The sequence below is a fragment of the Variovorax sp. FW305-3-2-15-B-LB1 genome (assembly GCF_058787635.1).
In genome coordinates, this window is the sequence record NZ_JBYSZY010000024.1 from 37,552 (window position 1) to 51,798 (window position 14,247).

Below are 14,247 nucleotides of genomic sequence, written 5' to 3' on the forward strand. Positions count from 1 at the left end.
CCTACCAGCGGTAGGTCGCCGTGGCCGTCGTCGTGCGCGGATAGCCGTAGTAGCAGTTGCGGTAACCGCAGTTCGCGAAGTACGTCTTGTTGGTCAGGTTGCGCAGGTTCAGCGCCAGGCTCCAGCGGTCGATGTCGTAGCCGAGCATGGCGTCGAACACCGTCGATGCAGGCACCTTGCTCGGCCACGCGGCCTCGCCGTCGCCGTAGTTCGAGCCCGTGTAGCGCGCGCCCAGGCCCACCTTCACGCCGCCGGCGAAGCGGTAGTCCGCCCACACCGACAGCCGGTGGCGCGGCACGGCCGTGGCCTGCTTGCCGATCTCGCTCGTGTTGGCGCTTGCCGTGACGATGGCCCGCGGCGTGTAGCTGTACGAGGCCGTGAGGTTCAGGCGCGAAGCGATCTCGGCCGTGGCCTCGAGCTCCAGGCCGCGCACCGAGATCTCGCCCGTCTGCTTGGGCATGAACTCGCCGTCGTAGCTGATGTAGTTCTTGCGCCGCAGGTCGAAGATGGCGGCGCTGTACATCGCCTTGCTGCCCGTGGGCTGGTAGCGCACGCCGGCCTCGTATTGCTTGCCGCTTTCGGGCTTGAACGGGTCGCCCGACGCCGGGTCGATGGTGGCCGTGGGCGCGAACGACTCCGAGTAGCTCAGGTACGGCGCCCAGCCGCTCGGGTGCAGGTAGACCAGGCCGGCCCGGCTGGTGAACTTGTGGTCGCGCATGCGTTGGCGCGAGCCGTCGAGGCGGCTGTCCACGGTGCTGTCGGCGGTGTCGTAGCGCCCGCCCAGCGTCAGCGTCCAGCGCTCGCCCCACTTGATCTGGTCTTGCAGGTAGACGCCGGTCTGCGCAAGCCGCGTGATGCCGTCGAAATACGGCGCGGGCCGCTCGATCGGCCCGCCGTACACCGGCGCGTAGATGTTCAGCGGCGAGGCGCTGCCGCCGCTGAAGGTGACCTGGTCGATGCGCGTGCGCTGGTAGTCCAGCCCGACCAGCACCTTGTGCTGCGTCTCGCCCAGGCGGAAATCGGCCTGCAGCTGGTTGTCCAGTGCCAGGGCGCCGATGTTCTCGCGGCTGCCGAACACGCTGCGCGACATCTGCTGGAAGTTCAGCGGGTCGTTCGGCACGTCGGGGTTCAGCGCCATGAAGCCCTTCAGCTGCGTGCCCGTGTAGTCGAGCTTCTGGTGCGCGTAGCGCGCGTTCTGCCGCACCGTGAAGGTGTCGTTGATGCGGTGCTCGAACTGGTAACCGACCATCTCCTGATCCTGGTCGAAGCGGTCGAAGCCGGGCTCGCCGACGAAGAGTTTCGAGGGAATGGTGGTGCCGATCGCGGTCGGATCGAGCGAGCCGACCTGCGGCCGTGCGCGCGTGTAGACCCCGCCGCGCGTGCGCGAGAACTGCGACAGCAAGGTCAGCGTGGTGTCGCCCGACGGCTTCCAGGTGAGCGCGGGCGCGATGTACATGCGGTCGTCGGCCTCCTTGCCGGCCGGCAGTTGCGCGTCGCGCACGAGGCCGGTGATGCGGTACAGCAGCTTGCCGTCGGCATCCAGCGCACCCGAGAAATCGCCCGCCACCTGCTTGCGGGCGTGGTCGCCCACCTGCAGCTGCAGCTCGCGCACGGGCTCCGCCGTCGGGCGCTTGCTGACCACGTTCACCACCCCGCCAGGGCCGCTCATGCCGTACAGCACCGACGACGGGCCGCGCAGCAGCTCGATGCGCTCGGCGCCGTAGTTCTCGGTGCGCCACACGCCCCAGGTGCTGTTGTTGCGCAGCGGCAGGCCGTCCAGGTAGAAGCCCGGCGAATAGGCGTCGAAGCCGCGCAGCGAGATCCAGTCGTAGCGCGAATCGGCGCCGTAGGTGGTGGTCGACACGCCCGGCGTGTAGCCCAGCGCGTCCTTGAGGTTGGTGGCACCGATCGCCTCGATGCGGTCGGCCGTGATCACCGAGATCGACTGCGGCGTCTCGATGATCGGCGTGTCGGTCTTGGTGGCGGTGGCGCTGCGTTTGGCCACGTAGCCCTGCACCCGGCCCGTGGCGCTTTCCTCGCCGTCGGCCACGACGGTCACCGCCGGCAGCGTGGAGGTGCCGCCCGTGGCGGGCGCGGTCTTGATGACCGCCGCATTGCCTTCCATCGTGGCCGCCAGGCCGCTGCCCGCCAGCAGGCGGTCGAGCGCCTGCCGGGCCGTGAGGCTGCCCGAGATGGCGGGCGCGGTCTTGCCCGCGACCAGGCTCTGCTGCACGACCAGCTGGATGCGGGTCTGCCGCGCCCAGTCGTTCAGCGCCTCGGCCAGCGGCTGGGCCGCGATGTGGATCGGCTGGGGCGCGCCCTGCGCCCGGGCCATCAGGGGCGCGTTCGCCAGGGCCAGTGCAACGGCCAGGGCCAGCGGCGCGGGTGTCATCTTTGTTCTCAAGCGCTTCGTCATCGAACGTCTTCCAGGTAGTGAATGCAAATGGTTCCTATCTGGGCTGACGCACGAGCCGGCGGAATCCCCGTAGTGCCGGCGAGAAATTCTTGATTCTTTTGTTTCAGGGGGCCGGCAGGATTTCCGCGACCGGGCCGGTTTCCTTCAGCCGCACCGGCAAGGCGCTGGCCAGGGCGCGCCGCAGCGTGCGCGCGTCCCGCGGGTCGAAGGTGCCGCTCAGTCGCAGGGCCGCCACGGCCGGGTCGTTCACCACCAGGCCGGTGCTGCCGTAACGCTCCAGCTCGGCCAGCGCGCGGGCCAGCGGCGTGTCGACGAAGCTCAGGCGGTGCTCGCGCCAGGGCGCGATGCCGTCGCGCGGCACGGCCGAGACGGCGGAGAAGACACCCTGCGCGTCGCTTTCCACCTGGCGCCCAGCGGTCAGGAAGACTTCGCTCGTCGCATCCGACGCCCGGCGCACCACGCGCACCTTGCCTTCTTCCACCGACACCCGCGTGCCATCGGCGCCCGGCATGCCGGGGGTGTGGCGCACGGCGAAGCGCGTGCCGACCACCCGCACGCGCAGCGGACCGGCCAGCACGTCGAAGGGGCGTTTCGCATCGGACTGCACCGCGAACACCGCCTGCCCGTCGATCAGCGTCACCTCGCGGCGGTCGCGGAACAGGCGCACTTCGAGGCGGGTGGCGGTGTCCAGCCGCAGCCGGGAGCCGTCGGGCAGCGGCGCTTCGAGCTGCTGGCCGCGCCGGGTGGCGAAGGCCTGTTCGAACACGGGCTGGGCCTGCACATGGCGCCAGCCGAGGTAGCCGGCGCCGACCGCCATGCCGGAAACGCCGAGCACGACCGCCGGTTTCAGGAAGCCGCGGCGCGTGGGTGCGGCGGGCGCGCGGCCTTCGAAGCCGCTGCGCCAGCCCGCGACCGTCTCGGGCGCGATCGCGTCGAAGGCGCGCCAGCGCGACTCCCATTCGCGGAATGCCTCGCCATGGCGCGCATCGGCGCCGAGCCAGGCCTGGAACGCGCGCTCGTCGGACGCGCTCCAGTGCGCGCGCTGGCGGCGGACGAACCAGTCCAGCACGTCCTGTCGCAGGCGCAGGGCTTCTTCGGACGGTGGCGACGTGAGGGTCATGACGTGGGGATCGTTCTTATGGGGGTAGACGCACGAGCGTGGTCAAACCCTGTAATGGGGCGTCTCATCTCACTCTGAACCACGGGTCCGCTCCAGGCACGCCCAGCACGCCTCCATCGCGATACGCAACTGCATCTCGACCGTCCGCACCGAAATGCCCATGCGCGCAGCCACCTCGGCATACGAGAGCCCGTCGAACTTGTAGAGCACGAAGGCTTCGCGGCAGCGCGGAGGCAGCCGGTCGATGGTCTCGACCATGGCCGCCATGCCCTGGCTGGACGACAGGATGGCGTCGGGCTCGAAGGTGGGCGGGCCGATGCAATCGTCGGCGTCGGGCGGTGCGTCATCGGGCGCCGCCGTGTCGCCGCCCGCGCGCACGCTGGTGCGGCGGTGGTGGTCGGTGACGAGGTTGCGGGCCGTGCGGTACAGCAGCGCGCGCGGGTCGCGCACCACGCTGCCCGTGCGCTGTGCCTCGTACACCCGCACGTAGCTCTCCTGCGCCAGGTCGGCCGCGGTGGCGCGGTCGGGTACCTTGCGGGACAGAAAGCTCAGCAGCTCGCGGTAATAGCGTTCGAACACGGGCGCACCACAGCCGGGAAGGGTTGGTCGAAGTCCAGGGGCAGGTTGGCTTCGACACGGCGTGGCTACCTGAGAGATTCAGAACAAAAGAAAACGCGAGATTATGTGCGGGTTCAACCCTCCGATCGCCGAAGGGTAGGCATTTCGCCTGCCGCGCACGGCATGCGTGCGGGCTACCCTCCCCTTCGGCCCCGTCCGGACTCGCCTGCCCTCAGTTCCCGCACGCCGGGTGCTTTTGCCCTTCGGTGGTGTTCGGCAGGCCCAGGAAGTCCAGGATGTGCGGCGTCGTGCCATCGACCTGCGTCAATGCGGTACCCCCGAGGTTGCCCAGGCAGTAGCTGGGCTTGAGCGGGTTCTGGTGGTTGTTGTTCAGGATCAGCAGCGTGCTGCGCTCGGCCGCCGTCTGCCCGCCGTGGCTGCTGCCGGTGCCGCCGTGGTCGGAGGTGACGACGATCAGCCATTCTTCATTCGCGTAGTTCGGCCGCGACGTGAGCGCCGTGAGCACCTGCTGGATCTGCTGGTCTTCGCCGGCGATCTTGCCTTGGTAGAACGCGTTGAGCGGTTCGTAGCTCGGCGCGTGGATGTCGGCGTTGTGCAGGTAATAGAAGATCGCCGTCGGCGGGTGCTTCCAGCTCAGCCAGCCTTTCACCGCATCGGTGGCCTGCTGCGAGTTCTTGGCTGCGTTGGCGACCACGAAGTCGGCCAGCGCCGGGCGCAGGTTGTGGGTGATGTTGAACCAGTCGCCCACCACCGCTGTCGTGGCCGTCGGCCAGGCCGCCTTGATCTGGTCGAACACGTGCGTCTTCTTCAGCGGCAAGGTGGTGGTGTTCGAGGTCACGCCGTGCTTGTCGGCCCAGAAGCCGGTGAACACCGACGACCAGCCCGGCCCGCTCACGGTTGCCTGCTTGGTGCCGCCCGCCAGCACGTTGCCGTGGAAGGCGCCGCCGGCGATCAGCGCCGACATCGCGGGCGTCTGCACGCAGCCCGCGCACTGGATGGCGTCGCCGCGCAGGCCGTCGATGCCGATCAGCAGGATGTGCTTGTTGCCGGGCACGGGGTTGGGAACGCCCTCGCCCGCGATCAGCGAGTAATGGTCGTAGGGGTTGCCGACGTAGTCGGTCTTCAGGCCGCCGATGTCGCTGGCGCGCTTGTCGCTGAGGTCGCAGCGCTGGTTGGTCTTGTGGTAGTCGAAGGACTTGCACCACGACGAGCGGCTCGCGTCGGTGCAGGCGTTGGCGCAGTCGGCGGGCGTCACGGCCTGCAGGGCCTCGGTGTTGTAGCCGCTGATGGCCGCATTGGGCGTGTGCGCGAAAGGCTTCAGCGGATCGGGCTTGAGGCTGTAGTGGTCGTAAGGGTTGCCGGGGTAGTCGGTCTTCAGCCCGCCCACGTCGGCGGCGCGCTTGTCGCTCAGGTCGCAGCTCTGGCCGGCCTTGTTGTAGTCGAACGAGACACACCAGGCGCCGCGTGGCGCACCCAGGCAGGCCGACGCGCACATCTCGGGCGTCGACTGCGTCAGGTTCTCGATGTTGTTGCCGGAAATGGCGGCGTTCGGCGTGGCCGCGAAAGCGTCCAGCGAGGCAGCGCTTGCATGTCCTGCCAGCGCTGCGAACAGCAGGCCCGCCAGGGATGCACGGATCGATGACTTCATGAGGTCTCCTCATCACAGGGTCGTGGGGTGATTCCCGGGCACCGCCTCGCCGTTTTTTCAGTGCGAGTGCAACGCCGGGCGGAGTAAATCACCGCCGCCTGCCATCGATCCAATTCAAAAATCTTCGATGTTGTATTGAGCAGAGCTATACATCGACGTGTCACGCAACGCGGTCAGGCCACGATCAAACCGCGCGGTTCGAGAACGCCATCACCCCGTCGTCCACGCGCCCGAGGCGCAGCAGGAGGATGTCGCGCAGGTAGTTCTGGTGCAGCTTCCACGGCGTGCGCGCCCCCTGCTTCGGAAACTTGTCGAGCGAGCGCTGCACGTAGCCCGAGCTGAAATCGATCCACGGTTCGGGCGACAGGTCGGGGCCCGCGTTGTGCGGCGTGCATTGCCGCCAGCCGTGCTTGTGCATGTGGTTCAGCAGCCGGCAGACGTAGGCGCAGGTCAGGTCGCACTTGAGCGTCCACGAGGCGTTGGTGTAGCCGAAGGACGAGGCCAGGTTGGGCACGTCGCTGTACATCATGCCCTTGTAGTTGAAGGTCGCTGCGGGGTCGACGCGGCGGCCGTCCACGCTCAGTTCGATGCCGCCGAGCACCTGCAGTTCGAGACCGGTGGCGGTGACGATGATGTCGGCCTCCAGCTCACGGCCTGATTTCAGCTTCAGGCCACTTGGCGTGAAGGTGTCGATATGGTCCGTGACCATCGAGGCGCGCCCCGCGTTGAGCGCGGCGAACAGGTCGCCGTCGGGCACGAGGCACAGGCGCTGGTCCCACGGGTTGTAGCGCGGCGTGAAGTGCGTGGCGATGTCGTAGCCGGGCCCGAGCGCGTGGCGCACACCGCCCAGCAGCATGCGCCTGACGCGCGCCGGCTTGCGCCGCGCGAGACGGAAGAACAGCATGCCGAGCGTCACGTTCTTCCAGCGCGTGAGGCGGTACGCGGCCATCGCCGGCAGCAGGCGCCGCAGGCGATTGGCAATGGGGTCTTCGGCCGGGCGCGCCACCACGTAGGTCGGCGAGCGCTGCAGCAGCGTGACGTGCGCGGCGGTCTGGGCCATCGCAGGCACCAGCGTCATCGCGGTCGCGCCGCTGCCGATCACGACCACGCGCCGGCCGCTGTGGTCCAGGTCGGCGGGCCAGTGCTGCGGATGGACGATGCGGCCTTGGAAGTCGGCCATGCCGGCGAAGTCGGGCGTGTAGCCCGCCTCGTAGCGGTAGTAGCCGCTGCACAGGAAGAGGAATTTGCAGCGCCACTGCACGGGCTGCTTGTCGGGCCCCTGCTCCACATCGACCGTCCAGCAGGCGTCGGCGCTCGACCAGGCGGCGCGCACCACGCGGTGCTGGTAGTGGATCTTGTCGTCGACGCCGTGTTGGCGCGCGGTGTCGCGTACGTACTGCAGGATCGACGGGCCGTCGGCGATCGCCTTGGCCTGCGTCCACGGGCGGAACACGTAGCCCAGCGTGTACATGTCGGAGTCGGAGCGCACGCCCGGGTAGCGGAACAGGTCCCAGGTGCCGCCGCTGCGTTCGCGCCCTTCGAGGATCGCGTAGCTGCGGCCCGGGCACTGCGCCTGCAGGTGGCAGGCGGCGCCGATGCCGGACAGGCCGGCGCCGACGATCAGGACATCGACATGCGGCGGCGCGACGGCCGGTTGTGCTGCTTCCATCGGTGGTTCGTCTCCTGTCTCATGGCTTGTTGTTGTCTTGGTTTTCTGCAGGCGTGCGCCGGATCATCAGCCAGGCACTCACCGCGCTCAGTACGGCCAGGCCGGCGCTCAGCAGCATCACCCAGCGGAAGCCCGCGACGAAGGATTCGGCCACCGCGCGCTTCACGGCGGCGACCGTGGCCGCATCGGCACCCGGCGGCGCGCCGGCCGCGGCCAATCGGTCGCGCTCGGCCGCAAGAAAAGCCCGCACCTCGTCCGACGCGCCCATCGCCTGCAGCCGCTCGGCCAGCGCCGCGTCGAAGGCCCAGGCCATGATGGCGCCGAACACGGCAATCGCCAGCACCGCCGCCGCGCGCGACACCGCGTTGTTCACGCCCGAGGCCACGCCCGCGAGGTCGGGCCCCACGGCATTCATGACCGTGGTGGTGAGCGGCGCCACCGTCACCGTCATGCCGAAGCCCAGCACCACCACGGCGGGCAGGAAACCGCTCCAGTAGCTCGCCCCCACGCCCGGCAGCGCGAACAGCGCAAAGCCCACGGCCGCGATGGCCGGCCCGATGACCAGCGGCAGGCGCGGCCCGAAGCGGTCGACCAGCTGCCCGGCCCAGCCCGAGAGCGCGAACATCAGGAAGATGAACGGCAGCAGCGCCGCGCCCGCCACCGTGGCCGAATAGCCCTGCACCTGGATCAGGTTGAGCGGAAAGAAATACAGCCCGCCGCCCAGCGCCGCATACAGCAGCAGCGTCAGCAGGTTGGCGCCGCTGAAGTTGCCGATGCGCAGCAACGACAGCGGCAGCATCGGCGTGCGCGCCCGGCGTTCGGCGACGACGAAGCCGATGCTGCCCGCAATACCGATCGCCAGCGCCGCGAGCACAGCCGGCGAACGCCAGCTCTGCGTCGGCGCCTCGATGAAGGCGTAGACGATGCCGCCGAGCCCGGCAGTCGCCAGCAGCGCGCCCCACAGGTCGAGCCCGCCGCGTGCCGCGGCGCCTTTGCTCTCGGGCACGTGGCGGCGCACGATCCACAGCACCAGCAGCGCCATCGGCACGTTGATGAGAAAAGCCCAGATCCACGAGAAGTGATCGACCAGGAAGCCGCCCAGCACCGGCCCCACCGCCGCCGTGATGCCGCTGAAGCCCGACCAGGTGCCGATGGCCTTGCCGCGTTCCTTCTCGGGAAACGAGGCGCTGATGAGCGCCAGGCTGCCCGGCACCAGCAGCGCGCCACCGATGCCTTGAATCGCGCGTGCAGCGATGAGCTGTTGCACGTCGGCCGCCAGTGCACAGCCAACTGACGACAGGGCGAACACGACGACGCCGATGGCAAAGATGCGCCGCCGCCCGTAGTGGTCGCCGAGCGCGCCACCCACCAGCAGCAGCGCCGCGAGCAGCAAGGCGTACGACTCGACCACCCATTGCGCCTGGAAGGCCGTGGCATGCAGATCGGCCTGGATGGCAGGCAAGGCAACGTTGACCACGGTGCCGTCGATGAAGGCCATGCTCGAGCCGACGATGGCCGCGGCGAGCACCCAGGGCTTGGAGGCTTCAGGGCAGGCGCCCTCTTCCGTGGGAGATGGAGACCCATGCAGGATCAGCGTGTCGTCGCAGGGCGCCTTGCCGATCTGTGCCATCGGGCCTCCGTTCTAGCGGATGGTGGCGTGCCTTCCCCCGTCGGGGAAAGGTGAAAGCCTCAGGTCGCGCACGCCGTCGCGCCCGGGTTCGTCCGCGCCGCATTCACGCTGCGCGCCATGGCCGCCGCCGCCGCGGCCGTCACGCGCTGCGCGCCTTGCGCCAGCGCATCCATGCCGCCGCCGGTGGCTTCGCCCGCGTCGAGCCGGCACACCAGCGTGCGTGCCTCGTCGGAGCGGCGCAGGGTCCAGGTGAAGCCGGCGTCCACGCGCCCGCCGTCCACCATCTCGAACTGGCGCACCTGCACCGCCACGCGCCACACGGGCTGCGAGGTCTGGCGGCCGCCCTGCGTGACGTCGAGCGCGCCGAGCCGGCTGGCGATGCCGCTGCCCAGCGCATCGCGCAGCTCGTTCTCGAAGGACGAGGCCCAGCGGTGCTGCTCGAGCACGTCGACCTGCACGCCGCCGGTCGGGCGGCGCACCACCATCTGCGGGCGCGCCAGCCGTTCGGGCACGGCCACGGGCGCGAGCTCGATGTACAGCGGCGCGGCGGCATCGGGCTGGCGCGGCGCGGCATCGGTGAGCGCGGGCGGGCTGGCCAGCGTGTAGTAGCTGTCGGGCTTGCTCGCGCAGCCGGCCAGCACCATCAACGCGGCGGCGCCCGCGAGCGCGAAGGTCGTCGTCGTCTTCATTTCTTGTCGTCCGGTTTGCCGCGCAGCAGCGATTCGGGATGGCGTTCGAGGTAGTCGGTCAGCACGCGCACCGAACCGGCGGCGCGCGTCAGCTCGCGCAGAGTCTGGCGCATGTCCTGCTGCAGCGGTGAGTCGTCGGCCAGCGTGCGTTCGGCCGAGTTGACGGTCTTGCGCACGTCCTTCATGGCGGCGGCCAGCTCGGGCGTCACGTCGCTGTTGATGCGGCTGACGGTCTGCTCGGTGCTGGTGAGCGTCTTGTTGAGCGTGGCCAGCGTGGTGCGCAGGTCGGTGGCGATCTGCTCGTAGGGCACCTTGTTGAGCTTGGTGGCGATTTCCTGCACCTGCGACTGGATCTCGTCCAGGCCGTTGGCGATGGTCGGCAGCTCGATCGGGCTCTTCGACAGGTCGATCTTCGCGGGCGGCGCCTTCGGGAAGAAGTCGAGCGCCACGTAGACCTGGCCGGTCAGCAGGTTGCCGTTGCGCAGCTGGGCGCGCAGGCCCTTCTCGGCCAGGAAGCGCAGCCGTTCCTGCTGCGTCGCGCGCGACTCCGTGGCTTGCGCACCGGCACCGCTCTCGCGGCGGCGCAGGCGGTCAGGGTAGATCTGCACCAGCACCGGCATGCGGAACTCGCGCTCGGCGCGGTCGAACTCGACGCCGATGGATTTCACCTCGCCCAGCACCACGCCGCGGAAGTCGACCGGCGCGCCCGGCGTGAGGCCGCGCAGCGACTGGTTGAAGTACATCAGCAGCGTCTGCGAGGGGCCGTCGGGCTCCTTCATGGCGGCGCTTTCGTCCTGCGCCAGCACGAAGGCCGTGTTCTCCTTGGCCAGCGGGCCCATGGCGTCGTCGGGCGCCTGGAAGGCGATGCCGCCGAGCAGGATGGTGGCCAGCGATTGCGTGCGCAGCGTGAAGCCGCTGGCGCTGAGCTGCGCGTCGATGCCGCTGGCCTGCCAGAAGCGCGTGTTCATGCCGACGAACTTGTCGTACGGCGCGTTCACGAACACCCGCAGCGTGACGCCGCGGCCGTCGCCGTCGAGCTCGTAGGCCGCGACCTGCCCGACCTTGATGCGCCGGAAGTACACGGGCGAACCGACATCGAGCGAGCCCACGTCGCGCGCCCGCAGCAAAAACTGCTGGCCCGAGTCGCCGCGCGTGACGATGGGCGGCGCTTCGAGCCCGGTGAACTCGCCCGCGGTTTCCTTCTCGACACCCGCGTCGGCGCCGATGTAGGCGCCCGACAGCAGCGTGCCCAGGCCCGAGATGCCCGAGGTGTCGAGCCGGGGCCGCACCACCCAGAAGCGCGAGTCGGCCGAGGTGAAGCCCTCGGCGTCCTTGTTGAGCTGCACCAGCACGCGCACGTGCGAGCGGTCGCGCGCCAGCCGCAGGCTCTGCACCAGGCCGATCTGCACGTCCTTGTATTTCACGGCGGTCTTGCCGGCTTCGAGGCCCTCGGCCGTCTTGAAGGTGAGCACGATCTCGGGGCCACGCTCCATGAGGATGCGGGCCACCAGTGTCACGCCGACCAGCGCGGCGACGATGGGAATCAGCCAGATCAGCGAGGGCAGCCATTCGCGGCGGCGCGCCACTTTCGGCTTCGGCAGCGCGGGCGGGGCCGACGCTGCCGGACGGTCTTGCGGTTGCGTGTCTTCTTCACTCATGCGATTTTCTCTTCCCTGCTTTCAATCTGTCGTTCGTCCGTGTCGGCTTGCGGCACCGGGCCGTCCCACGTCAGGCGCGGGTCGAAGCTCAGCGAGGCCAGCATGGTCAGCACCACCACCGCGCCGAAGGCCGCAATGCCCACGCCCGCGGTGATGACCGCGAAGCCCTGGATCTGCACCAGCCCCGTCAGGAGCGACACCACGAACACGTCGAGCATCGACCAGCGTCCGATGATCTCGATGATGTGATACAGCTTGGCCCGCTCGCGCCGGCGCCAGTTGCTGCGCCGCTGCGCCAGCACCACAAGCAAGAGCAGTACCGCCAGCTTGAACAGCGGCACCAGGAAGCTCGCGATGAACACGATGGCCGCCAGCCCCCAGGCGCCCGACACCCAGAAGTAGATGACGCCGCTCAAGATGGTGTCGTACTGCGCGCCGAACAGCGTGCGCGTGATCATCACCGGCAGCAGGTTGGCCGGGATGTACATGATGCAGGCCGCGATCAGGAAGGCCCAGGTGCGGTTCAGGCTCTGCGGCTTGCGCGTGTGCAGGTGCGTGCCGCAGCGGGCGCAGGCGTCGCCATCTTCGGCATCGCGCCAGACGGCGGTGCAGTGCGTGCAGACGTGCAGGCCGAGCGCGGCGGCCGTCGGCACCGGGTTCTCGTGGTCGTGCTCGTCGTCGGCCTGCGCCTCCCAGGGGCGTGCCGAGGCCAGGCGGGCGGGCAGCCCGCGCATGTTCATGCGCGCACCTCCGGTGCATCGGCATCGGCGTCTTCTTCATCGGCCTTGCGGAAGGTCATCTCCCAGAACGCGCCGGGGTTGAATGACAGCACGGCCGTGAGCGTCACGGTGAGCGCCACGAAGGCCCACAGCGCGGGCCCCGGCACCACCGTCGCCATGCTCGACAGCTTGACGATCGCCACCAGCACGCCGAGCAGGAAGACCTCGATCATTCCCCAGGGACGCAGCGACTGCATCATGCGCACCAGCACCGCGAAACCCCAGGGCCGGTGCGCGCGGCTCAGCGGCACCAGCAGGTAGGCCAGGATGCACAGCTGCAGCAGCGGAAACAGGATGGTCGTGGCCAGCACCAGCAGCGCCACCGGCGACATGCCCTCGGCGCTCAGCACCACCACCGCGCCGGCCAGCGTGGTCTGGCTGCGCAGGCCCTGCAGCTCGATCTCGACGATGGGAAACAGGTTGGCGATGGCGAACATGATCAGGCTCGCGACCGTCAGCGGCAGGATGCGCCGCTGCTGCGCGCCCGGGTGCCGGTCGAGCTCGGTGCCGCAGCGCGGGCACTCGGCCACGTCGCGCGGCGCCAGCGGCGTGCGGGCGTAGACCGCGTCGCAGCCCGGACAGACCACGGTGTCAGGTACTTCCTTCATGAGGCCGTACCCTACCTTATTCAGGCATGCGGACTTGTCGTCTTCAGCCGCAGACTGCTGAAAACCGCCGCCACCGCCGCGCAGCCGGCCGCCAGCACCAGCGCCACCACCGGGCCATGCCCGCCGTGCGGGCTCCAGACGCTGAACACCGCCGCCAGCACCACGGCCCCGAGCGTCTGCCCCGTGAGCCGCGCCGTGCCCAGCATGCCGCTGGCCGCACCACTTCGGTGCGCGGGTGGCGAACTCACGATGGTGTGGTTGTTGGGCGACTGGAACAGGCCGAAGCCCAGGCCGCACAGCGCCATGCGCCAGGCGATGTCGGCATTGCCCGGGTGCGCCGGCAGCGCCGCCAGCAGTGCCAGGCCCGTGGCCAGCAGGCCCAGGCCGATGCCGCCCAGCAGCCCGTCGGGATAGCGCCCGATGAGCCGCCCGGCGATGGGCGCCATCACCACGATGGCCAGTGGCCACGCCGTGATGAGCAGGCCGGCCTCGATGTGGCTGCGGCCGTACACGTCGAGCAGCAGGAATGGCAGCGCGATGTAGGCCAGCATCTGCGCGCAGAACGCCGCCACCGAGGTGCCCATCGACAGCGCGAACACCGGGATGCGCAGCAGGTCGATGGGAAAGAGCGGCACCGCCTGCGTGCGCTGGCGCCGCAGGTAGACGAAACCCACCGCCAGCCCGGCGCCCAGCGTGGCCCAGGCCGACCACGGCGTGCCCGTGGCCTGCACCCCGCCCTCGCGCACGCCCAGCTGGTCCACGCCGAGGAAGACCAGCGAGAACATCAACACGTTGAGCGTCACGTCGACCAGCGAGAAGCGCGCGCCGGCGGCCGGCGCCGAGCGGTTGAACGGCAGCGCGCGCATGCCCAGCGCGAAGGTGACGATGCCCAGCGGCACGTTGATGGCGAAGAGCCACGGCCACGACGCCACCGACAGGATCGCCGCCGCCACCGAAGGCCCGGCCACCGACGAGGTGGCGACCACCAGCGAATTGATGGCCATGCCCCGCCCCAGCTGCGCCGAAGGGAACGTGAGCCGCACCAGCGCCGCGTTGACGCTCATGATCCCCGCCGCGCCCAGCCCCTGCAGGGCGCGCGACGCGATCAACGTGGCGAGTGAGTTGGCGAAGGTCGCGGCCAAAGACGACACGGTGAACACCGCCATGCCCACCAGGTACACGCGCCGGTAGCCCACGAGGTCGCCCAGCGAGGCCAGCGGCAGCAGCATCACCAGCGTGGCGATCTGGTAGGCGTTGACCACCCAGATGGCCTGCGCCGGCGTGGCTTGCAGCTCGCGCGCGATGCCCGGCAGCGCCAGGTTGACGATGGTGCCGTCGAGCACCGAGACCGTGAGCCCGAGGATGATGACCAGCATCGCCCAGCCGCGCGCGGGCGCGGCCAAGCCGTCGAGGGGAAGCGGCTTGGCGTCGCTTGCTGCGGCGGCCGTCAT

Annotated in this window: 11 protein-coding genes; all 11 read right to left on the bottom strand. The window is 69.7% G+C overall.

All coding sequences use genetic code 11. The features are described 5' to 3' along the window. Position 1 precedes the first annotated feature (1 nt). The 11 genes from AC3WQR_RS16645 to AC3WQR_RS16695 all read right to left on the bottom strand — a co-directional run bounded on the left by AC3WQR_RS16645 (position 2) and on the right by AC3WQR_RS16695 (position 14,247). On the bottom strand, positions 2–2,416 hold the full coding sequence (locus tag AC3WQR_RS16645; RefSeq protein WP_492742834.1) for a TonB-dependent siderophore receptor: 2,415 nt from the start codon (positions 2,414–2,416) through the stop codon (positions 2–4). Between the two features lie 103 nt (positions 2,417–2,519). Beyond that, on the bottom strand, positions 2,520–3,536 hold the full coding sequence (locus AC3WQR_RS16650) for a FecR family protein (RefSeq protein WP_492742835.1): 1,017 nt from the start codon (positions 3,534–3,536) through the stop codon (positions 2,520–2,522). Positions 3,537–3,605: 69 nt separating this feature from the next. Next, positions 3,606–4,115, bottom strand: a complete 510-nt coding sequence (locus AC3WQR_RS16655) for an RNA polymerase sigma factor (protein WP_062480225.1) — start codon at positions 4,113–4,115, stop codon at positions 3,606–3,608. A gap of 211 nt (positions 4,116–4,326) precedes the next feature. Next, on the bottom strand, positions 4,327–5,763 hold the full coding sequence (locus AC3WQR_RS16660; RefSeq protein ID WP_492742836.1) for a PAN domain-containing protein: 1,437 nt from the start codon (positions 5,761–5,763) through the stop codon (positions 4,327–4,329). Positions 5,764–5,947: 184 nt separating this feature from the next. Continuing rightward, positions 5,948–7,432, bottom strand: coding sequence for a flavin-containing monooxygenase (locus AC3WQR_RS16665; RefSeq protein ID WP_492742838.1), 1,485 nt, complete (start codon positions 7,430–7,432; stop codon positions 5,948–5,950). A gap of 19 nt (positions 7,433–7,451) precedes the next feature. Next, positions 7,452–9,062, bottom strand: coding sequence for an MFS transporter (locus tag AC3WQR_RS16670; protein WP_492742839.1), 1,611 nt, complete (start codon positions 9,060–9,062; stop codon positions 7,452–7,454). A 59-nt stretch (positions 9,063–9,121) separates the two neighbouring features. Next, complete coding sequence (locus AC3WQR_RS16675) at positions 9,122–9,751, bottom strand: PqiC family protein (RefSeq protein ID WP_492742841.1); 630 nt, start codon at positions 9,749–9,751, stop codon at positions 9,122–9,124. Continuing rightward, a complete protein-coding gene (locus AC3WQR_RS16680) occupies positions 9,748–11,409 on the bottom strand; it encodes a PqiB family protein (protein WP_070060642.1) in 1,662 nt (553 codons plus the stop codon). Before AC3WQR_RS16680 ends, AC3WQR_RS16675 begins: the two co-directional genes overlap by 4 nt. Next, positions 11,406–12,143 carry a paraquat-inducible protein A gene (locus AC3WQR_RS16685; protein ID WP_095747606.1) on the bottom strand — a complete coding sequence of 246 codons (738 nt, stop codon included), beginning with the start codon at positions 12,141–12,143 and terminating at the stop codon, positions 11,406–11,408. The genes AC3WQR_RS16680 and AC3WQR_RS16685 overlap by 4 nt, the downstream gene beginning before the upstream one ends. Before the next feature lie 2 nt (positions 12,144–12,145). Beyond that, positions 12,146–12,796 carry a paraquat-inducible protein A gene (locus tag AC3WQR_RS16690; RefSeq protein WP_492742843.1) on the bottom strand — a complete coding sequence of 217 codons (651 nt, stop codon included), beginning with the start codon at positions 12,794–12,796 and terminating at the stop codon, positions 12,146–12,148. A 20-nt stretch (positions 12,797–12,816) separates the two neighbouring features. After that, positions 12,817–14,247: an MFS transporter gene (locus AC3WQR_RS16695; RefSeq protein ID WP_492742846.1), complete on the bottom strand. Its 1,431-nt coding sequence runs from the start codon at positions 14,245–14,247 to the stop codon at positions 12,817–12,819.